The organism is Flavobacterium sp. U410, from assembly GCF_053570605.1.
Genome location: NZ_JBSEFI010000002.1, coordinates 1 through 23,267, shown reverse-complemented (window position 1 = coordinate 23,267; position 23,267 = coordinate 1). Strand labels below are relative to the sequence as shown.

General features: G+C 31.7%; 18 protein-coding genes, 1 tRNA gene and 1 pseudogene. 1 reads left to right on the top strand and 19 read right to left on the bottom strand.

Features of this window, described 5'->3' with window-relative positions; translation table 11 throughout:
- Positions 1–18: 18 nt before the first annotated feature.
- Positions 19–399 carry a DUF5684 domain-containing protein gene (locus ACUSJC_RS01760; RefSeq protein ID WP_449267834.1) on the top strand — a complete coding sequence of 127 codons (381 nt, stop codon included), beginning with the start codon at positions 19–21 and terminating at the stop codon, positions 397–399.
- A 40-nt stretch (positions 400–439) separates the two neighbouring features.
- Here ACUSJC_RS01760 and ACUSJC_RS01755 read toward each other — a convergent pair whose 3' ends face one another.
- The 19 genes and pseudogenes from ACUSJC_RS01755 to ACUSJC_RS01665 form a co-directional block, all read right to left on the bottom strand.
- Positions 440–727, bottom strand: coding sequence for a TM2 domain-containing protein (locus ACUSJC_RS01755; RefSeq protein ID WP_449267833.1), 288 nt, complete (start codon positions 725–727; stop codon positions 440–442).
- Positions 728–794: 67 nt separating this feature from the next.
- Positions 795–1,184 carry a VOC family protein gene (locus ACUSJC_RS01750; protein WP_449268035.1) on the bottom strand — a complete coding sequence of 130 codons (390 nt, stop codon included), beginning with the start codon at positions 1,182–1,184 and terminating at the stop codon, positions 795–797.
- A gap of 3 nt (positions 1,185–1,187) precedes the next feature.
- Positions 1,188–2,132 (bottom strand): annotated as a pseudogene (locus ACUSJC_RS01745) (2-hydroxyacid dehydrogenase); the annotation flags it as partial.
- Between the two features lie 104 nt (positions 2,133–2,236).
- On the bottom strand, positions 2,237–3,322 hold the full coding sequence (locus ACUSJC_RS01740; protein ID WP_449267832.1) for a glycosyltransferase family 4 protein: 1,086 nt from the start codon (positions 3,320–3,322) through the stop codon (positions 2,237–2,239).
- Positions 3,323–3,329: 7 nt separating this feature from the next.
- A complete protein-coding gene (locus tag ACUSJC_RS01735) occupies positions 3,330–4,538 on the bottom strand; it encodes a DUF1972 domain-containing protein (protein ID WP_449267831.1) in 1,209 nt (402 codons plus the stop codon).
- 122 nt (positions 4,539–4,660) lie between these two features.
- Entirely contained in the window at positions 4,661–5,728 is a 1,068-nt protein-coding gene (locus tag ACUSJC_RS01730) for a glycosyltransferase family 4 protein (RefSeq protein WP_449267830.1), read from the bottom strand.
- Positions 5,725–6,954, bottom strand: a complete 1,230-nt coding sequence (locus ACUSJC_RS01725; protein WP_449267829.1) for a glycosyltransferase family 4 protein — start codon at positions 6,952–6,954, stop codon at positions 5,725–5,727. Before ACUSJC_RS01725 ends, ACUSJC_RS01730 begins: the two co-directional genes overlap by 4 nt.
- Positions 6,947–7,483: an acyltransferase gene (locus tag ACUSJC_RS01720; RefSeq protein WP_449267828.1), complete on the bottom strand. Its 537-nt coding sequence runs from the start codon at positions 7,481–7,483 to the stop codon at positions 6,947–6,949. The genes ACUSJC_RS01725 and ACUSJC_RS01720 overlap by 8 nt, the downstream gene beginning before the upstream one ends.
- A 160-nt stretch (positions 7,484–7,643) precedes the next feature.
- Positions 7,644–10,013, bottom strand: coding sequence for a hypothetical protein (locus ACUSJC_RS01715; protein WP_449267827.1), 2,370 nt, complete (start codon positions 10,011–10,013; stop codon positions 7,644–7,646).
- Between the two features lie 136 nt (positions 10,014–10,149).
- On the bottom strand, positions 10,150–11,439 hold the full coding sequence (locus tag ACUSJC_RS01710; RefSeq protein ID WP_449267826.1) for an O-antigen ligase family protein: 1,290 nt from the start codon (positions 11,437–11,439) through the stop codon (positions 10,150–10,152).
- Entirely contained in the window at positions 11,439–12,554 is a 1,116-nt protein-coding gene (locus ACUSJC_RS01705) for a glycosyltransferase family 4 protein (RefSeq protein WP_449267825.1), read from the bottom strand. The genes ACUSJC_RS01710 and ACUSJC_RS01705 overlap by 1 nt, the downstream gene beginning before the upstream one ends.
- Positions 12,545–13,768, bottom strand: coding sequence for a hypothetical protein (locus ACUSJC_RS01700; protein ID WP_449267824.1), 1,224 nt, complete (start codon positions 13,766–13,768; stop codon positions 12,545–12,547). The genes ACUSJC_RS01705 and ACUSJC_RS01700 overlap by 10 nt, the downstream gene beginning before the upstream one ends.
- Positions 13,769–13,778: 10 nt before the next feature.
- Positions 13,779–15,929: a GumC family protein gene (locus ACUSJC_RS01695; protein WP_449267823.1), complete on the bottom strand. Its 2,151-nt coding sequence runs from the start codon at positions 15,927–15,929 to the stop codon at positions 13,779–13,781.
- Between the two features lie 16 nt (positions 15,930–15,945).
- Positions 15,946–16,674 (bottom strand): polysaccharide biosynthesis/export family protein, encoded by a 729-nt coding sequence (locus tag ACUSJC_RS01690; protein WP_449267822.1) that lies wholly within the window; start codon positions 16,672–16,674, stop codon positions 15,946–15,948.
- 23 nt (positions 16,675–16,697) lie between these two features.
- On the bottom strand, positions 16,698–17,138 hold the full coding sequence (locus tag ACUSJC_RS01685; RefSeq protein ID WP_449267821.1) for a response regulator: 441 nt from the start codon (positions 17,136–17,138) through the stop codon (positions 16,698–16,700).
- Positions 17,139–17,279: 141 nt separating this feature from the next.
- Positions 17,280–20,315 (bottom strand): PAS domain S-box protein, encoded by a 3,036-nt coding sequence (locus ACUSJC_RS01680; protein WP_449267820.1) that lies wholly within the window; start codon positions 20,313–20,315, stop codon positions 17,280–17,282.
- A 2-nt stretch (positions 20,316–20,317) separates the two neighbouring features.
- Positions 20,318–21,460, bottom strand: a complete 1,143-nt coding sequence (locus ACUSJC_RS01675) for an FIST signal transduction protein (protein WP_449267819.1) — start codon at positions 21,458–21,460, stop codon at positions 20,318–20,320.
- The gene (locus ACUSJC_RS01670) at positions 21,461–22,810 is read right to left on the bottom strand and encodes a sigma-54-dependent transcriptional regulator (RefSeq protein ID WP_449267818.1); all 1,350 of its coding nucleotides are present in this window, start codon (positions 22,808–22,810) and stop codon (positions 21,461–21,463) included.
- 261 nt (positions 22,811–23,071) lie between these two features.
- A tRNA-Lys gene (locus ACUSJC_RS01665) sits at positions 23,072–23,138 on the bottom strand.
- Positions 23,139–23,267: the final 129 nt, after the last annotated feature.

The following is a 23,267-nucleotide window of genomic DNA, read 5'->3' as shown; positions in this document are numbered from 1 at the left end:
CTTTTAAATATTTATTTTATGGCGGCAGCTTTATTACTATTCTTTATTTTTTATTTAGCAGTTATTATCTTTTTTATCGGAGCGTATTGGAAAATCTTCGTAAAAGCGGGTAAACCGGGATGGGCTTGCATTATTCCTATTTACAGTGCAATTGTTTTACTTGAAATTATTAAAAAACCGACATGGTGGTTATTCATGTTTTTTATTCCTTTTGTTAATATTTATTATGCAGTTGTAGCAACGAACGAGCTTTCTAAAGCTTTTGGAAAAGACACAGGGTTTACGGTTGGATTAATTCTCTTACCTTTTATTTTTTATCCAATTTTAGGGTATGGTTCAGCAGAATACTTACTTGACAAAGACAACGAATTAAACGAAATTGGGCTTACCCAAGAATAACACAAAAAAAAGAGCTTGAAATTCAAGCTCTTTTTTTGTATTAAAACCAACCTTTTTTACCTACTTGATAGGTATTATAAAAATCTTGATCGGATTTTGTTAAATAAATTATTCCTTCTATAAAAGGTATAATTCCAAGTACTCCACAACTAACAACTGATAATATAATTTGTATTATTCCTTCTTTAGTATAACCTAAAACAAATTTATGAATCCCAATTCCTCCAAATAATAAAGCTAAAACACCTGCTAGAATTTTTTTATTTTCCTGTGGTTCTTCTGAGTGATTGGGTTGATTCCATGTTTCGTTTGGTTTAGTTGTCTCCATAATTTTGATTTAAAATGTTATATAATTTTATCTACTAATATATAAAAATGTTTAACAACACAATCATCTATTCTTCCCACAGCTCAATTTTATTTCCCTCCGGATCTAAAATCCAAGCAAACTTCCCATAATCATAGGACTCCATTTCGCCTATTTGAGAAACTCCTTCTTTTTTTAATTCGCCTAAAAGCCATTCCAAATTGTCTACGCGGAAATTCTGCATGAATTCTTTTTGAGATGGATTAAAATATTTGGTATCTTCTTGAAATGGACTCCATTGCGTCGTACAATCTTCTCCTTCTTCATTTTTCCAAGAAAAGGTACTTCCATAATCATTTGTTTTGAAACCCAAATGTTTAGTATACCAATCTCTTAATTCTTTTGGATTCTTACTTTTAAAGAAAAAACCACCGATTCCGGTTACTTTTTTAGGTTGAAGTCCAACTTTTGGTTCCAAATTATAGAACTCTTTAATCTTATCGACAATGGTTTGTGCTAATTTTTCATGGCTTTCAAACGTCCAACCTGCAATATGAGGTGTTAACAATACATTTTTAGCTTCTAATAAATACTGAAAAGCTTTAGGTTTTTCACCTTCAAACAAGGTTTCAAAAGACAGCTTTTCGTATTCCAAAACATCTAAACCGGCGCCCAAAATTTTCTTAGTTTCTAATGCTTCCGCTAAATCTTCCGTTACCACACTTTTTCCTCGAGCGGTATTAATTAGCCAAAACGGTTTGGCAAAACCGGCAATAAAATCTTTGTTCACCATTTTATCGGTCAAAGGTGTCCACGGTGTATGTAAACTCACTACATCTACTTTTTGTTGAAATTCTTCAAAAGACACTTGTTTTGCATTGGCATCGCTAACATTTTCCAAAATATCATAACACAAAACCTCAACATCAAAGCCGCGTAACTTTTTTGCAAAAGATTTTCCCATATTTCCATAACCGATAATTCCGACTGTCTTTCCATCCAGTTCATGTCCGCGATTCGCTTCTCTCTTCCAATACCCTGACTTTACCTCCTCATTTGCCTTGTTTAAATTATTGAAAAGCGACAACAGCATTCCTAAAGCATGTTCGCCCACGGCATTTCTATTTCCTTCGGGAGCAGCAATTAAATAAACACTTTTTGTTTCGGCATATTCAATATCGATACTTTCTAATCCGGCACCTACACGAGCAATAAATTGAAGATTTTTAGCTTTATCTAAAAAAGTTTTATCAATTTTAAATCGGCTACGAATGACAATGCCTTGATAATTTTCAATTTTAGCTTCAATTTCTTCTTTAGTAGAAGTGTAATCCACTTCGTTTTGAAAGCCTAATGTTGCTAATTGATCCCATAATATTGGATTATTGGAATCGATATGTAGTATTTTAATATTTTTAGTTTCCAATGTTTTTGCTTTTTGTATAACAAAGATATTGAAAGTTTAAATAAATTCAGACCGTTATAAAATCAAAAAATCCCGTTTAAAACGGGATTTTTAGCGGTTAATTTTCATCGTGCAGAACATTCCATTTCTCTAATCTTATCTCTCCAACTATTGAGATTGTTCATCATTAAAAGTAATCTTACTATAATTGAAAAAGCAGTGATTAAAATCAAAATAATTAAAGTAATTGATGCAAAAAATTTCAAACTTAACCCTAGCATTACAAGCGATAAGCAAATACATGAAATTACAACAGTTACTTTTTTGTGCGTTAAACCTATTCCTAAGAGCAGGTGATGCAAGTGCGATCTATCCGCACTAAAGGGAGATTTTCCTTTTTTTATTCTTCCCAGGTAAACGCGTAACGAATCAAAAACAGGAATTGAAAAAAACACAATTAACAATAATACTACCATATCAGGAGTTTTATGATTAAGCATTACATTCTTTTGTAAAAATTTAATAGCTTCGGTTACCATAATAAATCCTATAAATAGCGAACCTGAATCGCCCATAAATATCTTTTTCTTCCCTAAATTAAATTTTAAAAAACCGATAATAGATCCCATGAAAACAGTACTTAAAAACACTAAAAAGTAGTCTTTAAAATAGAGTGCAGAAAAGAGGAACAGTACAAATCCTAAAAGTGAAATTCCACCAATAAGACCATCAACACCATCCATGAGATTAAAAGCATTGACAACACCTGTAATTATCAAGATCGTTAATACGTACTGAATCCACACATTTATTTCATAAATCCCGAATAAACCATATAATGAGGTTAATCTAATTCCTGAAAATGCGATAATAAAAGCTAAAATCAATTGGATTGCTAATCTATATTTTGCCGGAATATCATTCTTGTCGTCAATAATCCCAACAATAAGTAAAATAAAAGCTCCTGTAAAAACCGAAAGGTACTCTTTAATAAAAACTTCTCTAAAACCTGAAATAAGGACTACCATAAATACGACCAAAGCAATGGTAATTCCACCTATTAAAGGCACTGCATTCAAGTGAACCTTTCTATAATTCGGTTTGTCTACCAAATTAACTTTCATCGCCATACTTCTAATAAACGGAATAAAAATTAGGGTTAGAAGAAGTGACAAAACTCCGTAAGAGGTAATTTCTAATAGCGTTTTCATAATCTATCTATTTTTCATAAAAGAAGTTACTATTTTTTAAATGGGATAACTGGAACTCTTCTAAAAAAGAGATTTCTAGTTTTTTAACTTCGGAAGAAACATTCATTTTCCCTTTAGTAGAAAGAGCTTCTTCTATTAAGAGCTCATATTTCTTAGCGATATTGTTCCATGTGTATCTTCTTCGTGCAATGGCTGTCATTTTATCTGCTAATTCTGTTAATCTTTCATCGTTAATCCATTCCAATTGTTCTATTAAATCTGCTACAGATGAAAAATAAATAGCTTTACCTTCTGTAGTTGTGATATTATAAGAAACTTCAAAAGCGATAACCGGCAGTTCTAAGTACATGGCTTCTACAAGTGAAGGGTTAGTTCCTCCGGCAGAATGTCCATGTATGTATAAACCGGCATTCCCTCTGATTAAATCAATTTCCCTTTGATTATATATCGGATCATGTAAGTGAATATTATTAACACTTCCATACTCTTCTTTCAATCTTTTACCATATTCACTATTATTCCAGTTTCCTACGAGTACCAAGTTCATATCTGATTTTTGTTTGAATGCCTCCAGAACAATATGAACATTATTTTCAGGCTCAATACGACATACTTTTACAGCGTAATTGTCACTCAAAAACGGATATTTTTGAATATCTTCTTCATTGGGTACTACTTTCATAGTATGGTCTGCTCCATATTCAATAACACGACTTAGCGTTTCATAACGAACGGCTGTATAATCTTGTATTGACTCGTTATCAGAAATATCGATATGCGAATATTTCACGGCAATTTTTTCTGCCCACCATAAGTAAAGTTTGGCTAAAAGCGACCATTTATCTCTTTTCCATTCAATCCCGTCAATTGAAATGATAATTTTTTTGTTTGTAAATAATTTTACAAAAGGCAATATCCATGCACCAGCAACTCCTAAAATCAATAGAATATCATTTTTAAAGATGGCATGAAGTATTGAAATCGTGTCATAGGGTATACTTTGAACGCCATTAGCTTCCAAAGGGATGTATTGTAATTTTGCTCCCTTATATGATGCTAAACGTTCTTCTTTTTTATATTTTTTTTGGGAACAATAAACTGTAAAATCATATTTTTCAGACAGATTGCTTACCAAATGATCTGCCAGTGTTTCAAATCCTCCATATTTAGCGGGTAAGCCAACGGTTCCTATTATGGCAATTTTATATGTTTTCATAATTCTAAATATTTTATGGATATAATACCAAAACCATACTAAAAATTTTAAATTACTGAATTACAAATAGTTATAAGTATTTTGATTTTTAAAAATTCCACATTTTGGAATTTATTTTATTATTAGGAAACAACATTAAGTGATTTTTCCTCAAAAACTTTAAGACTAAACATTTGACTCTTTTTTTGAGCATAATCACTCATTTCTTTATACAAGGCTTCGTCTTCAAAAAGTCGGGACAGCACTTGAGAAATTTGAAAGGCATTTTTACTGTCAATTAAAAAGCCATTTTTGCCTTCTTCTACTAATTCGGTAACTCCTCCAACAGGCGGAACTATAGTAGGCAAATTATAAGCCATGGCTTCAAGTACTGTTAGTCCAAAAGTTTCGACCCAAAGATTCGTATCTGATAAATTAACGACTAAACTAGCTTCTTTGTAGAATGAATGAGTGTTCACCTGAGTTGGGTAAATCATTAAATTAGATGGCAATTCTTCGTCTTTAAAAAAAAGATCGATTTCTGCCTTAGAAGCATTTACTACCAATTTGAAAATATATTTCGGATTTGTTTGGGCTAATTTCAGAAACTCATTAACCCCTTTATATGCTTTTAACGAACATATCATTAAAACAATTTTATCCTTTTTCAGAGGCTCGTTAACAAGTGAGGCTTGTTTTATAAATTCTTCTTCGAGTGCATTATGAATTATATGTTTGCGAATATTCAAGGGTTCCTGCTTTGCTAAAAATTCTGAAACATATACTACATCAGTAGCTGTATGCTTTACAACACCAAACAAAAACTGTTTGAACAACAAAGGTTTCATACTGGTTTCATGAACATGATAAATCACTTTGTTCCCTCTTATTTTGCCGGCTATAGCTGCACCAAAAGGCAATACAGTATTGATATATACAATATCTCCTCTTTTTAAGAAAAGAAATAATTTAACTGCTAAAAATAATTGGCTGGAAAAAAGAAAAAACAACCTCATCAAAGGATTTTTTGCAAACCGATACCAATAGAAATGATTTGTAACTTTGGGCAAATTTGATAAAAATCCCTCTCTTCCGTTACACGTAAATAAATGCAATTCTATATCTCTTTTAGACCAACCATTCAGTAGCTGCTTCAATACTTTAGGGCTTCCGCTATAGTCATTTAATAAATGTGCTGCTATAATTCTCATATCGATAGGTTGTTATAAATTTCTTTTAAATGTTCTCCTCTACTATCCCATGTAAATCTTTGGTTATATCTTTCACGGGCATTATGACTCATTTTATTCAAAAGATCAGTTTCAGAATACAATGTATTTAAAGCATCGGCTAAATCCTGAACTGTATGATTATAATTGGTTTGAGGTATTATAAAACCACAGTGAGGTGTTATGTATTGGCCAGGGCCGATGTTGTCAAGACATATTACCGGCAATCCGAAAGACAAGGCTTCAGCAACTACCATTCCTGCTCCTTCATGCGATGGAAACATAAATACTGATGATTGTTTATACAGTTTCATGAGATGTGATCGTTCTACCCATTCTTTTATTTCAACATTATCTTTAGCGATACTATTGTTTATTAATTTTTCATAAAAACCTTTCTCCGCCCCGGAACCTACTAAAGTTAATTTGCAATTCATGCGTTCATCTACAGGAACAGTCTCTAAAAATTTAATGAACGAACGGATCGTAAGATCAAATCCTTTAAGAGGCACAAATCTTCCTGCGCTTATAACATGAAACCCTTTTTTTTCTTCAGACTCAACTGTAGAATAATCTTCTGAGGCTACCGAAGGAAAAACAGAATAACCGGTTTTTAAATTAAGTTTAATCGGAACATCTGTATTCATACACCATATATGAGCCGCATTTTGTTTTGTTTTGTTTAAAGCAGTTGAATATTTCCAGAATACTTTTTTGACCAACCAAGTTAGACTATCTTTAATGCTATACTTTATTGAATATGGTTTAAGATACATTTTAGGTACAAGCGGATGATGCCCCACAGGCCCCCAAACCATAGGTTTATTCAGTTTCCATAAAAAGCTAGGTGTCCAATCGTTATGAAAATTGACATTATGAGCTATATCAAAATGTATATTCTGTTTTTTCACAAAGTTCACAATTCCTCTTTGCCATAAGTAAAAATAAAACATGGCTCCACGACTCCCTTTTTTCCAAAAACGCATGTAATAAGGCAAATCAAAATACAAAAAAGTGATGCCGGAATAATCAGAAGCAGGATTTTCAGTCATAAACTTTTCGATAGCTTCTTTATTATTTTCCCTTGTAATAGCGATCACCTTATTGAATCGGGCAATTTGCATTACAAAATTCCATCCCATAGCATCTTCGGAGCCTTTATAAGGATTAACAGCGTAGCAAGATGCCAATATGATTTTACTACTCATGATCCCTGCTTTTTAAGATTTTTGCCGGTACTCCTCCAATTATACTGTTTTCAGGAAAAGATTTGGTTACCACACTTCCGGCGGCAATTACACATCCCTTTCCTACTTCGACCCCGTCAAGTATTGTTACTTTACTACCGATCCAGCAATTGCTTCCTATGCGTATTCCTTTTCTCGTCACTCCTTGATGTCTTATAGAAACTGTAAGATCATCGCAATTGTGATTTTCCGGATGGCAGCTAAAATACTGCCCCACGATGCATTCATCTCCTATTTCTAATCCGCCGCCGCCGCCCAGATAAGCATATTCGCCAATTCCTACGTTATCGCCGATTACAATTTTATTGCCAAGATTATTGAGCGATGTAGATACGATTACTCTACTAAAGGCTCCTATGCTTACATTATTTCCAAATCTGATCCCGTTTTTGCTTAGTGCTGATACGACAACTTGGTTGCCAAGACGCAGAAATCTGCCCCAAGATATTTTGGAAAGGTAAAAGAAATTTACCGACTTGCCTAACATCATTCCTTTTGATCTTTTACCATAAAAAAGCACCCATAAACCTCTTAACATTGCCACCAACTGTATCCACATAAATTGCATGAGAATAGCTGTAGTTATATTGTCGTCAAAGCTGAAATTTGGATTTCTAAGCTGAATTATCTTTTGTAATAAAGTTTTCATCTTAATGGCTTTTTATGGTTAGTAAAACATGATTTAAAGTTAAATTAAGATCATTGTTTTCAATAATCTCATATACTTCGCTTTTATTATTTTTCCCTAGTTTTCTAAAAAGTGAACCATAATTATTCGTTAGTTCTGTGATGGTTGATTCGTCAAGCTCATTTTTTCTTTCCAAAATGATCCGTTTATCTGCAAAAAGGAAAAAATTAAATTTTGGTTTAAGTAAAAATGTATAGCCTAAAAACGATAATCCTTTTGGCAAAACCACATTACTTCTTTTGCTATCACTAATAAAATCGAAATAATATCTATCATAAATCACAACATAACCTCTTAATGTGTATTTTAAGAATACTAAGAATTGGCCAATGAAATAATCTACATAATAATAGGAGAAGCGCAATAATGAAGATAACAATCTATCATTAGAACCTGTACGAGGTAAACTAGACTCAACTCTTTTTTCAGCCTCTTCTTTTCCTCTGAAAATAACACTAATAATAGGAAGTATAGATGGTCTATGGCGTAAAACAACTACAGGATATCTTAACTGCTTTTCTATTAAATGAGCTACGTTTTCTATAACTGTTGATTTGCCGGCTCCGTCTACTCCGCTAAAAGTAATGACAAAACCTTTTCTTCTGTATGAGGTTAAAATATCATAAAAATATAAGAGTCTATTTTTAACAGCATTTAATCCTCTGTTTTCTTTATTTTTTTTCAATTCTTTTAAAAGAGCTTTTTTATTTTTCCCGAAATCTTGAAAATACTCACTAACAAGGCTATCTTTCTTTTTATTCATACCAACTACAGCTTCTTCATAAACTCTATACTTTTCTGGTATTTCAACATTGTTAAGGGAATAGAATCCACACAGATATCGCATAGTATCATTAACAGAAGTTGTTTTTACTCCAAAACTGTTCATGTAAGCATTTTTAAGCACTTTTTTAACTTCCATAAAAACAATGTTTTTTCTTTTTGTCTGCCATATCAGATCTACTGACAGAAAAGAACCATCATCTAATATCAGTTGAATGGTATTCATAAATGATTTCGGTTTAGAGATCATTTTAGTTACAAGTGAATGCTGTTTAAAAAATTTAGTCAGTTTATCATTAAGAGTGTTTTCTATAATAAGATCTATATCTGAGTTAATGCTAAGATTTTCAGGATATCCGTTTAAAAACTTAACTGCTGCATAATTCTCATTTTGTATATGGTCAAATAAGTCCATGATTACTAACTGTCTTGAGCTTTTGCTATTAGTCAGAAACATATTGAAAGCCTCGTTCCAAACTTCAAATAGCCAGTTGATTTGTATATGCCATTTGGGTTGTTCGGCATATACTTTCAAATAATTCATGCAATTTATCAGTAAATAATATTTTAAATATCGTTTTACTACTTCCAAATCATTTTCAAATACTATGGTCGAAAAATCGCCTACACATTGGTTTTTAATATCTTCATAAATCTCTTTCCAGCATTTTCTATCGACCATTACGCCTTGCTGAATCAAAAAGTGGAAATAATCAAACCCTTTAGGTCTTTCAAAAGCAGCTAATTCCCAATCATACAATGCAATTTTCCCATCAACTTCATACATGTTCCATGATGTAAAATCACCATGAGAGAGACAAATACCCACAATTTCTTCTGAAGCTAATTCATCTATTAAAATATTCATTTTTCTGATCAGATTCTTAGGGATTCTTTCGTCATTAATTTTTTTAAAATCTTTTTTAAGCTCATTAAATAATTTCCATGAACTTAGTTCTATAACCTGATCGTCCGGTAGATTCATTTCTATCAGAGCTTTTAAATGAGCCTGCTCAATTTTATTTGTTCTTATTCCTTTTCCTGTAACATCGGAAAGCTGAATGATATCATCTGATATTTGTTTTGACCTAGGAACTTTGAATTTTGTGAAAGAACTGTGTCTTAAAATCATGCTTTCTTTCTTAATTAGTTCCTGAGCATTAGAAGTAGTAGCTATTTTAAAGAACACGTTATTAGTGTATAAAATAGCTTTATTGTTTGGACCTGTAGTTCCGGTAAACAAAGCCCAGTCTTCATTACAATCAAAAAGTGTAATTATTTCTTTATCATAGTAGAATCTATGTTTGTTAAAGAATAATTTTTGTAGTCTCAAGGCAAAAACAGTTTTTATCATAAGAGCAAATAGTTTGGCTCTTTTGCTGCCCATGTTGTAAAATTTTAAAAATAATGGTTTTCTGTTTTTTGCATTCCAAACCCATCTTATACTTCCATCAGGATTTTTAATAAATAAAACATCCAAAACAGAATCGTTAGCACTTTTTCTTACACGTGATAGGGAATATCCTATTTTATTAAATATATTTTCCATGATACAAAAAATTTAATTTAAAATGTTTAGATGAAAAACCGTACCAAAACTAAAAACCATTGAAAAACAACATTTTACAAACAAATCAAAGTGTCTTATTTTCCATTTTATGGAATGAAAATATTTTTTTGGAAAGCTATACGTTTAAATCTGTTCTTCTTTTTCTTAAATAAATCTTCTGAATAGAAGTAAGATGTGTATTGTGTTTAAAGGAAACTGAAAAAATTATCATTTGATAGAATAGGATACCATAATTGCTTTCGCCGAATATTCCAAATTCAGTAAATGAGTTTATCAGCACCGGTATAAGCATACCGATGAGCATCAGCTTATTTTCTTTGTCTTCAGAGAAGAAAGCTCTAAAAGTAAAAATCATTTGAAAAATGGCTATGCATAAACCTATAAATCCTAGGTTCATTAAAACCTGCATAAAAGTATTATGCGTCATTTTTCCGGGATAGGTATGAACACTCTGAAAAAACTCTTTGTAGTCTATCCGCATATAGCCGAAACCTAATAAGGGTTCTCTTGGTAAACCTTCGGTAATGAGAGCCTGCCAGAAAGGCAAACGTCCTGTTAAGGTTAATATTTCTTCGAGGCGTTCTTTATCACCTCCTTTTAATATGACTTGCTGTATGGCAAAAGGAACTACTAAAAGCACTCCTGCAATAATGGCTATTTTAAGTCCTTGTCTTTTAGTTTGATTAATATGAAAAAAGATAATTAGAAGAACACCAATAAGTGAGGAACGAGATCCGGTCATGAACAAGGCATAAAAAATCACCAGGATTTTAATAATGGTCCATGTTTTATTTTTTTTTCTGTATAGGTCAAAAATAAGACAAGCTACTCCTAATCCCGCTAACATTCCCAATTCATTAGGATTCATCATTACACCACCTAATCTTGCCTCTTCACCACCATTAGTCAATCTGAAAAAAGTATCAGGATCTACCCACATACCTATCACAAATATTGTTTGCAGCACAAAAACAGAATTTCCTAGTAAATGATACAGACGTATGGAATGTCCTTCAAAAAAATAATCCAGAACTTTAAGACTTTTTATAAAAAAATAAGCAAAAACAAGACTTTGAAAAGTCATAAACCATTGAAGCATGCTAAATCCCGGATTGGTACTCCACATAAAAGACAGAAAGCCCAATGTGAGATACATTAGATAAAATAAGAGTGAAAATATATTTTTATATCCTAAAGTATTTACTGCACCATAATTAAGTATTTTATAATAAATTCCTATGGAAGAAAACATTAATCCCATTCTCCCCACTACTTTTATTCCTCTGGTTATTGCAACATTTTCACTCCATGTAAAAAAACAGGCAATCATGAGTAGCAACACAATAAACATATAATTATTTATTGTTTTCAAAAAAGCATCGTGTTTTTTTACTGTAGTTTCCATTAGATGTGATATAAGTTATGGCGAAATTTTAAAAGCAACTTTTCCCAATTATATTTTTCCTGAACCATTTGTATCGCATTTTTTTGCATCGCCATAAAAGCCTCAGGATTATTAAAAACTTCAAACATGTGAACCATAGCTTCTTCCAATTTGTGTTCATTTTGGGAATATATTGTTTCTCCGGCGTTATAATTAGCTATTTCATTTCCTATGTTAGTCGTATCTGTAACAATACAAGGTTTTCCAAAACTGGCTGCTTCTATTACCGATAAGGGTAAACCTTCATTTCTGGAAGGATGCACAAAAACATCCATTTTTTCTAATAGCTCGTCTTTTTCTATACCAAATTTACTTCCGTGTAGAACCACAGATTCATGAAGGTTATTTTTTAAGATGAACTGCTCCAATAATTTCTTTTCTTTACTATCTCCCACTATCCACAATTTAGAATCAGGATACTTGTTGTGAAATTTTTTAAATGCTTGGATTAAAGTATCTAGTCCTTTAGTATAAATATCAAGTCTTCCTATGAAACCAAATATGATGTTCTCTTTTTCTAAAGTTTTTATGGTGACAGATGTGTTACTTTCAAACCCATAAGGCAGTAATACGACAGTATCTTTATCAAATATCTTTTTTAGTCCGTAGACCTCACTTTTTCCTATGCAATGAATACTATCCGCCATTTCAAGTACCTTTTTTTCAAAAAACCGAAAATAAAGTGCTTTTATAAAACTGCTTTTTTTCATTGCAATGCTGTTATAAGCGCCATGAGCTGTGATTACAAATTTTATATTATGCTTGTAAAGCAACTTTGCCAGTAAAAAATATACAGGAATCCAGCCTCCGTGAAGATGAAATACGGCTTTTCCTTTTTTTTCGATTATTGCATCTTTAAGTGCTTTGGAAAAGAAAAAGGGAAATACTTGCTTTAAAAAAAGTCGGGTTTCAAAATTGCGGCTGCCATAATTTTTTTCCATATCATTTACAATTCCCCAAATGGCAACTTTTTCACCAAACTCCGCTTGTTTGGTTGCTAACTGGTATACTACTTTGTTCACACCATTCATCCTTTCAGGATTAGCTTTACCGAGTATTAAATGAATTATTTCCATAACACGAATTGTTTATTGTTTAATTGGCTTTGCCAATACAAGATCATCACTATTTGATTTGCAATAAGACCTATAATTGCTCCGTATAATCCATAAAACTGCAATAAGAAATGGAAAGAAGCGAAAGACAATATGAATGACAGCAAATAGCCTAAGAAATATGTTTTATTCAGTATCAAGACTCTTATTGATATCCTTACAGGATAGCCCAAAAAGATAAACAGATATAAAATACAAATCATTTTTACGACATAACTGTAATGTTGATATTTTAATCCGCCGGCCAAAACTATAATTTGGTCGGAAAAGATAAAAACAGGCAACAGGATCGCGCCAAAAATCACTAGTCCTGTTACTGTGAGTTTAGTCAAATATGTTTTTGCTTTCTCAACGCTTTGATTGTAGATTAACGATATTTTGGGTACAAAATAATTCTCTATAGTCTGAAGGCCTACATTGATAATTCCAAAAAAAGATTGTACCAATCGCAATGCGCCCAATGCTTCAATACCTAAATAAATACCGGAAACCAGCACGAAAAAATTTGCGGAACACCATTGTAAAACCGCTACGCTTAACAGCCACTTACCTTGTGAAAAATGATCTTTAAAAAATGCTTCCCACAATAAAGGTTTTTGATAATCTTTAAAAATAGAGACTAAACCGGGCAATGATGCGAGCAAATTTGCGGAACCTAGAATCCATAACGCATACGACAAACTAAAGTTGGAAAATAGAAGTAAATATATAAGGACTAAAAAGTAGATCCCATCCATTATAAGTACAATAGATATATTTCCTAAACCCAGAAAAACTTTTCGTAAAAAATCATTGATTAGAAAACCTGTACAAAAGCATAAAAGAGATCCGATCGCTATATGATAATCATATTGAGAGAAAAAATAGATTAAAAAAAATAGCATTATGAGTGTAAAAACCAACAAAACTAAAAACCCTAAGAACAAAAAAGAGATGTATTGTTTTGCTTCTTTAATTCTTGGAAAAGAAACCTGAAAAGGCTGAATAAGTAATGCACTATATATACTAACTAGTAAATAAACGACCAATACTATAGATGAATACATTCCAAAACTTGTAATATCTAATTTTTGAGCAAGAAGTATGGTTAGCAAAAAACTGGTTCCGCTAAATAATGCCTGATCTATAAAAGCCAGAAAGGAATGAGAAGCTGTTATTTTTTTTAGTAATTGCATTTCTTATGACTTATTTGTTTGTAATTCTTCTATACATTTTTCTAAAGGAAGAAAAAATGCTAGGATTATATCCTGATTTATTAAGTATAAACCACATACCCGGAAGATTGTATTCTTCTTTAAGCAGTTCAATTTTCAAGATCGTTTTTTCTGCTGTTTGTCTGCTATCTAGCACAACAAAATTCTGATCTGCAAGACTCATAAATAATAGTGATAGTGCTCCTTTTTTTACAGGTTGGTTGTGAACGACGCATAATTGATACCTTTCCATTTCTTTTTTGATAATATCCTGAAAGACTGTTTTTGTGTAGCTTAAATATTTATTATCTGAAAAATTAAGATAATCTTCTTTACAATTCTCTTTTTTAAGTTCTCCTGTAGCATCTATGACTAAAACTTTTCTTCCTTGTTCTTTAAAAGAATTAATTAGATTTAACGAATGAAATTTATGATCTTTTGATTGATCATGTGAACTAATTACGAGTATACTTTTCTCTTGTAACAGCCCTTTCAAGTCCATCTGCATGGCTTCTTGCAAGAAAGTTTCTCTAACAGATTCTTTATCTTTAATGAAAGGAGTTGCCAGTGCAATTGGGATAGTACTGTTTTTTTCAATGGTATAGGTGTCGTTCACTTTAGCTTTTGCAAAATGAACTGCATATATCAGTACCAAAGAACCAAACATTCCCATTATAGCCGCTACAATAATTATAATGGCTCTTATTGGCGACACCGGTGATGTTGGTATATCTCCGGGAGTTATTATTTTGTGAAATGCTATTTTAGCCGATTTAGCGATTTCAGCATCAATGCGTTTTTCGTTTAAAAAATTATAGTTTTTCTCATATAAATTGAATTCTCTGTTGAGTATATTCAACTGTTTTTCTTTTTCAGGCAAACCTACAAATGCTTGTTCGGCAGTACTGATCTCGGTAGCTAATTCGTTATACTTTACCTGTAGGTTTTTCTCCGTATTTTTAATACTCTCAATTTGATAATCTGTAAGGTCTTTTATCTTAGAATCGATAATTTTTACTTTATCATTTTCAGGCGTATACGTAAGCAATAGATCTTTTTTTTCTGCCTGAAGTGCTTTCATATTTTTAACCATTTCGGTAGAAAGCAAATCGGTAAATGCTTCAAAATTTGCTGCTAAATCAAGATAATTATCCTTACCTGAATCAATATAGCTATTAAGTTCTTTAATCGCATTCAAGCTCATTTTAAGGTTAGTCTTTTCAATTTTTAGCTGGGCTATTTTTCGAAGGTCGGTTTCGGTTTCCTGAGTAAGGTTAATTATATTCTTTTTATCTCTGAAATTCTGAATATTATTTTCAGAGTTTGATAACTTTTCACTTGAAGATGCTATTTCACCTTTAAGGAAATCAACTGTGGTATCAGCAGCTTTATATTTATTTTCGATATAGTCTTTAATATAAACCTCAGCTAGTTTGTTTACAAATAGTGAGGCTTTTTCGGGTACATTGCTTTTAAAATTGATTCGTATCACCGGTACATCTTTATCCACGGCTACAATGTCTAATCCTTTATTTATTTTCTCCATAAGTTTTGCATAGCTCAAATATTCAAATTCATAATTGTCGGTGATTTTTACATTTTTTTTAGTTTTAATGTAATCTTCATTCAATCGGACAAGTACGGTTCCATAGTCCATTTTCAGAGGTTTTCCTAAAACTCCTTTGATACTTTTTTCTGAATCGGGATAATTGAATAAGAAATCTTCATTGGATAATATGGTGATTCCATAACGTTTATCTAATCCTTTTTCTGAACTAAATGTTGCATCTATCAAAATAGGAGAATTATCAAATAGCTCTACAGATTGTACACTTCCTTTTCTATAGATCTCTTTATGAAAAGGAAGTTCTTTCAGCGTTTTATCTATCAATAATGATGATTTAAGTACTTCTATTTCGGTAGCTATTTTATTAGCAGAAGCAAAAACATCGAAATCTTTAAAAAGATTAGCACTAGGCACACCTTCCTGTACATCTGCCAGCTTTAACTTTGCTGTGCTTTCATACATTGGTGTCACATAATTAAGATATTTTTTTGCCGCAAGTACAGATAAAACCATCACTGCAATTATAATAGGTAATCCTCTGAAAAAAGGCTTTAGTATTCTGATGTTCTCGTTCATGATCCAAATTTTAGTTCTATAATAGTCCTGCTACAATTGCTGCTGCACTTATAGTAGTCGTTAATGGTATTATTGTGGCTATGCGTTTATCAAATTCTTTGTTCTTTTTAGAAGGAACAATTACAATATCTCCCGGATGCAGTTGTATGTTAGTATTCAAAATATCATCCGCAACAGTTAGATCAATATTGGTTACCCTGACGTTTTCTCCTTCTTGACGTAAAACTTTTATGGATTTAAGATTGGCATAAAACTCAAATCCTCCTGTCTTACTTACTATTTCTAGCAGCGTAACGTTGTCTTTATCCACTTGAACTGTATTGGGATTTCTGACTTCTCCTAAAATTGTAATTTCTTTATTGAGTACCTTAATGTCAACAATAGGGTTTACCAACCATTTTTTTAGTTTTTCAGTTAATATGTCTTTTAGCTCCGGTACTGTTTTTCCTAATACATTTGTAGTACCGATCTTAGGGACTTCGATGTTGCCGTTTATATCGACCATGAGCCATTTCCCATACACTTCATTGGAATTATAAATTCCATAGACAGAACCCACACTTAAATCATCTTCTCCCCATACCGAAATTGATATTTTATCGTCTTTACGTATCTTGTATTGATAAGCTGAATCATATGAAAATGCGCTTTTGTCTTCAGGTTTATCTTCGCTTACAAGTAGATTTTGTGTTTTACAAGCACTAAAAAGCAGAGCGATTAAAAGATAGTTTAGTATAGTTCTCATCTTCTTAAAATATTTAGGATTAATTAAAAAATGATGGATAAAAGACGTTTAATAATACTTGGGTCTGATTTTGCCAGTTCTTCTTTTACTTTGATGATTTTATGGATTATCTGCCCTATTTTTTCACATACTTCTTTGTCTTTTATCACATAATCAAAGGCACCATATTTTAAAGCATCAATAGCTGTCTTCATATTTTCCTGTCCGGAAATCATGACTACATAAATATTAGGATTGTATCTTTTTATTTTTTTGAGTACTTCAAAACCTGTTATATCTTCCATGTTATGATCCAGAAAAATAATATCAGGGTTTAGGTGCAGATTATTTAAACAATCATTACCGTTACTGTAACATGTAATGTCTGTATAATTCAACGTAGTGAGGAGATACTGTTCGTAGACATTTGCACAAAAAATATCATCATCTACAATGAAAATTTTAAATTGGTCTTGAGTTTCCATCTTTATCTTTTTTTATTTGATAAAGCATGTACCAATTTTAAAACCAAAATCAAAAACAATTGACTTACAAGTATTTACATATTTATATGCTTTGTAATTTTCCAAATATTGGAAAAGTTTCCACAGCTATTAGGTTTTCAATCAGTTTTTCACTTCTTTTTTAAGCTGGTCAATAGCCGTTACTAGGATACTTTTTATTTGAGAAAATAAATTAGCAATTTGATTATGGTCAGAAGATTCTTTGGCTAACTTTTCTAATCGTTTTACATCGTCAAGAATAATCAAAATTCCCATACTTTCAATACTGGGTTTTATTTTATGTATAAGTTGACTGACAAGCAAAAAATTGTCTTTATCTAAAGCTTCTTTTGTTTTTTCAATTACATCTTCTGTTTGACTTATAAAGATAGAAATCATTTTTTGTACAAACTCATGATTTCCTTTACTCATAGTGTTGAGTATATTTAAGTCGTATAATTTTGTGTTTTCATTTTCCTCAATATTGTTATGAAAAAGAAGATCTTTATTTACGGTATATCTTGCTAATGTTTCGATAAGAACAAATTCTTCAAAAGGTTTAGGAACATAATCATTCATGCCTGCTTCTTTACACTTGTCAACTTCACTTTTAAAAGCATTGGCAGTTAACGCAATAATAGGAGTACTTATTTTTAATTCGTCTCTTATTATTCTGGTAGCTTCTATCCCATCCATTTCAGGCATTTGAACGTCCATCAGAATAACATCGAAATTTTCTTTTTTGAGTATTTCAATGGCTTCAAGTCCGTTATTAGCTTCTGTAACCTTACATTTAAAATGATTGAGTGTATAGTTGACCACCATTCTGTTCATAAGATTATCTTCAACTAATAAAATATTAGTATCTGTAATATCTACATCTACTTTTTTCTTAGACTTCTTAACATTAGCTATTTGTCCTTTTTCAAATTGAACAGTAATATTAATTGTAGTTCCGACATTCTTTTGACTTTCTATAGTAATATGCCCTTTCATTAGTTGTATTAACTCCCGAGTAATTGCCATACCCAAACCAGTACCACCAAATTTCCGTGTTATGGATTTGTCTTCCTGAGAAAACTTATTGAATATAGTGTCTGCAAACTTTTGTTCCATACCAATTCCTGTATCAGTAATAGAGATACAAACCTCCTGAAAATTATTGTTATCCTTTACTACTTTACAATGTAAAGAAATTGAACCTCGGTTTGTAAATTTCAATGAATTTCCAATCAGATTGAATAAGATTTGCTCCAATCGTAATATATCTCCTTTAAATGCAGAACTCACATCATCGGCTATCTTAGATGACAACTTTAATCTCTTTTCGGAAGCTATGGGTTGCATTACAGTTATCACATTGTTTATGGCATCAGCAAAGATGAAATCTTCATTTTCTAAAGACATTTCTCCTGCTTCTATTTTAGAAATATCAAGGATGTTGTTTATAATAGAAAGTAAATGTTTGGAAGCTATTGCACTATTATCTACATATTTTTTTTGAACTTCGGATAATCCTTGCCGTTCAAGTTCTCGCAAAAAGCCAATAATTGCATTTAATGGTGTTCTGATTTCATGACTCATGTTAGCGAGAAAAGATTCTTTGGCTTTAGAAGCTTCCAGTGCTTTTATTTTTTCACTTTCAAGCTCTAGTTCCATCTTTTTTTGTTCTGTGATATCAAGATGAATGCCAATAGATCCAACTAAATTCCCTTTATCGTCATAATTTGGCGCACCTCCAACAGCCCACCATCTTAATTCTCCTCTTTTATTTCGTACCGGAATTTGATAAACATCGGAAACACCATTTTTTCGCAAACGGTTTTTCTCTTTCATCACTTCAATGTTTTCTCCAAAAACAAAAGTGTCTAAAGCACTCATTCCTATAAGTTCGTCTATCTCAAATCCGCTCATTTCGGCAAAGCTCTGATTTGCAAATTGTATGACTTCTTCCGTGTTGACTTCTATAAGTCCTAAATTTATATTGGCAATAATATTTCTATATTTTTCCTCCTGAATCCTTAATTTAGTTTCTACTTTCTTTCGTTCGGAGATGTCTTGAATAAAAGAACAGAAGAAAACTTCTCCATTTTGTTCTAATGGAATAATCGAAATTTCTATAGGAAATTCTACCCCATTTTTATTTACTGCAGGAAGTTCAATTTGTTTATTCAAAACAGGACCTTCACCTGTATCGATATAATGTTTCAAGCCATCAAAATGTTGTTTTTTATGTCGATCGGGAATAATAGTTTCATTCAAGGTTTTGCCTAATACTTCATCTCTATCCCATCCGAATATTACCGTTGCCTGATTATTCCAAAATGTAATTTTTCCATTAATATCAATAGTGATAATTGCATTTAAGGAAGAGTTCATAATTATTCTATTACGCTCTTCACTCTGTTTCAGTAAATTTTTACTTATAATCTTTTGAGTAACATCTGTTGATTTCCATAAATGTCCGATGCAAATATCATCTACAATGATTGGTATATAATCTCTTTCAAAGAAACGTCCGTCAATGGTTTCTAATATTTCTCCTATAACGATATTTCCTTGGTTTAAAATTTCCGCTATTCTATTTTTATAAGCTTCAGTATTCTTAAAGATTAATTTTGCGTCATCTAAATATAAATCCGGATTCTTCCCTATCATTTCTTGAGGCAATGCACTTATATTTCTTGTTTCACACAGATACTGATTAACATATAAAATAGTATTGTTGTCATCAACAACTAATATCCCTGATTGAAGATTATCAAGTAAAATCCTTAAAAACTCGGCTGTTTCAAATAGTTTTTTTTCGGTTTCTTTCCTTTTGCGAATCTCGTCACTGATATATCTTGAGATAAAAAGCAGGTCATTTTTTTCTATTTCTTCTTCAAAATTGTAATCGTTTCTTAATTCTGTAAGGCTTTCATAGAGATTAGAAATAGACTCTTGTTTTAACTCATATTCTTTTTTTAAATTCTGATTAATTTGATTGTATTCTTTCTCGCTTTCCTGAAAAGAATGATCCATTAAGTCTTTATCTCTTTCAAAAGATAAATAAGAATCATTTACAGCTTTAATAAATGACTGAAATGAAGGGTCGTCTATTAAACCCGAAGGTAAATATTTATTGATCTGACGCTGTAAAAGCTTGTGAATATCCATAATTAATCCATTTCATTTAATGATGTTATTGTCATGGTTTGATTATGAAGAACACAATCTGCAAATGGTTTTACCGGTGAGATTTCACCATAAGAATAAAAACCTGTCAGCATGGTTTGTGCTCCAAAAATTTCTGAAACAGCTTCAACTTCTTCATCTATTCTGTTTCCCAAAATCAGTTTTCGACCAACACAGCTTATCAATAAAGCTAGTTTCGGAGTAAAACTGTTGATCTCTAAACACGCATCTGCAGCGCCACTTGCTGCATCAATGAGTCGGTCAAAATTAGCTTTCATAAAACGAACCTTGCTTCCCTCCGGAATATCGCCGGCAAAAGTCATTGTATGGTTATTTTCATCAATAGATAATATTGTTCTAACTATTGGCTCTTCACTATCGTCTATCTTAATGGATAATGGAAAAAGGAGCGCAGAACCCGGCAATTCTTCGGCATACTTTCCTAAATAGTTTTTATAAAGCTCAAGTACATTTTTATCATCAATTTCAGAGAGAACGTTTTCCTTTGACTTGGTTACAGTTCTTTCTAATCCAAAACTTTCCCATCCACCAAGTGAACCGTGAGACAGCACCAATTTATCTCCATAAAAACCAAGTGCTACTATCTGTCCTTGTGAAGGCAATTGGTTTAATCCGACTACTGTTTTCTCAAATCTGGCAGCATCTCCTGCAAGTCCTCCCATTATAAGAACATTTTTTGTTTTGGAAATATTCATTCCTTTTACCAGTTCGCTACCATTTACTAATCCTCCATCTGAAATAACAAATACAAACTTTAAATTATCGGGTTCAAAATTTTGCATAAGTGTTTTCCCTGCTTCAAAACTATTAGGAAAATCAGAAATGTTAACTTCTGAACTCTTAATAATGGTTGACGAAAATTGTATAATGGTAAAGGAAATTGTATCATCTAAAACTTCCGTTCCATTAATTTCTCCTGATGAAGAGCACAACACCAATTTGGATACAGGAAACACCTCTTTGATACGTTGATAAATAACCTCATCAGAGACTAATTCTCTTGCACCAAAGCCAAGCACAAGATCAGCGTCTGTAAAGTTTAGATTTTCCTCATTTTTTTCTTGTTCAAAAGAACCGTTTCTGAATAATATTGAAGCTACTTTCATTTAGATGGATTTTTCGGTTGCTTGAATTAAGTTATATATAGTTGACTTACCAATATCTAATTGTTTGGCAGTCTTCAACACATCATTATTATTCTTTTTCAAGTAATGCATTATTATCTCATGCGTAAATTCTTTTAAGGTTTTCTTTTCCGACAAGAAAAAATCCATATTGTTTATACTGGAAAAAGTAAGGTCAGCATCTAAAATTTCATAATTCTCACACATTACACAAGCAAGATCTATTACCGATTTTAGTTCTCTAACATTACCCGGAAAAGCATATTTTAACAGTCTGTCTTTAGCTCCTTTAGATAAAACCGGAGGCTTCATTTTATTTTCTTTAGCAAACATATCTATAAAGTGTTTTGCCAAAAGCAATACATCATTTCCCCGATCTCTTAACGGCGGAAGTTCTATTGGTAGTCCAATAATTCTATAATATAGATCTTCTCTGAAATTTCCGTTTTTTACTTCCTCTTTTAGATCTTTATGAGTGGCAATTATCAATCTTGCATCAAATTTAATCTTGGACGTTCCTCCTAAACGCACAACTTCTCTTTCTTGTAAAACTCTTAACAACTTACTTTGAAGGTTCAAATCCAGTTCTGCTATTTCATCTAAAAAGATAGTTCCTCCGTTAGCTTGTTCAAACTTCCCTATAGTTTTGGTATCTGCTCCTGTAAAGGCTCCTTTTTCGTGACCAAAAAACTCACTTTCTACAAGTTCCTTAGGAATAGCTGCCATATTAACTGCTATAAAAGGTTTGTTTTTCCTATCAGAATTATAATGAATCGCCGAAGCTACGACCTCTTTTCCTGTGCCTGTTTCTCCTGTTATGGAAACATTGATATTACTGTTTATCGATTTATTGATCTTATTAAAAACGCTTTTTATGGCTTCACTTTGTCCTACAATTGTATTTTCAAAACTAAATTTTTGCTCTAGTTTCTCTTTCAATTCTTCTACTTCATTTAGTAAATCCAAGTTATCTCTTATCTTAAGAATTGAATTCCATAGTATATCTTTAGTATGACTATTTTTTACAATGTAATCTCTTGCTCCTGATTTTAAAAAATTAACTGCAACTTCAATATCTTCCTGACCGCTTATTATTATTATCGGGATTTGATTGTTTGCCTGTTGGATCTTTTTTAAAAGCATATCTCCTTTTATATCCGGAAGTCCAAAATCAAGGCAAATAATATCTGGTTTTAAAAATAAATTATCCAGACATTCTTTACCTGTTTTAAACAAATGAACATCAAAATCAGGATTAAGTTTAAGATGATACTTTAATGATTCACCAAAAAAAGCATCATCCTCTATCAAAAATATTTTAAGTGATATCATAGCATTGAATATTTATAAGCCATACCAAAGTACGAAATTTTATACAAATTATAAAATACAAAATAATACAATCAGTTTTTATCGTAATAAGTATCGAAATTTTTAAGTATTTAGAAGTATATCCTTTAATGGCTTTTTAGAAAAAACAGATAGTTTTTAAGTCAAAAGATATTTAGGTGATTCAGTTTTATGACCTATTCATAAAAAAGAAAAGTTATTACAAAATAAAAAAGGATAGCCCTTTTGACTATTCTTTAAAAGTGGACGATGAGGGGTTCGAACCCCCGAGCCTCCCGATAAAATCGGGATGCTCTGAACCAGCTGAGCTATTTTTTTGTTGAATTAAATCTTGAATTTTTAGTTTTACTTTTCCATTTTTTAATTTCTTTTTCTCTCAGAATAGCTTCTCTTTGTAAAACAAACTCTTCCTTATAAACTAATATCCAATCATTAGTTA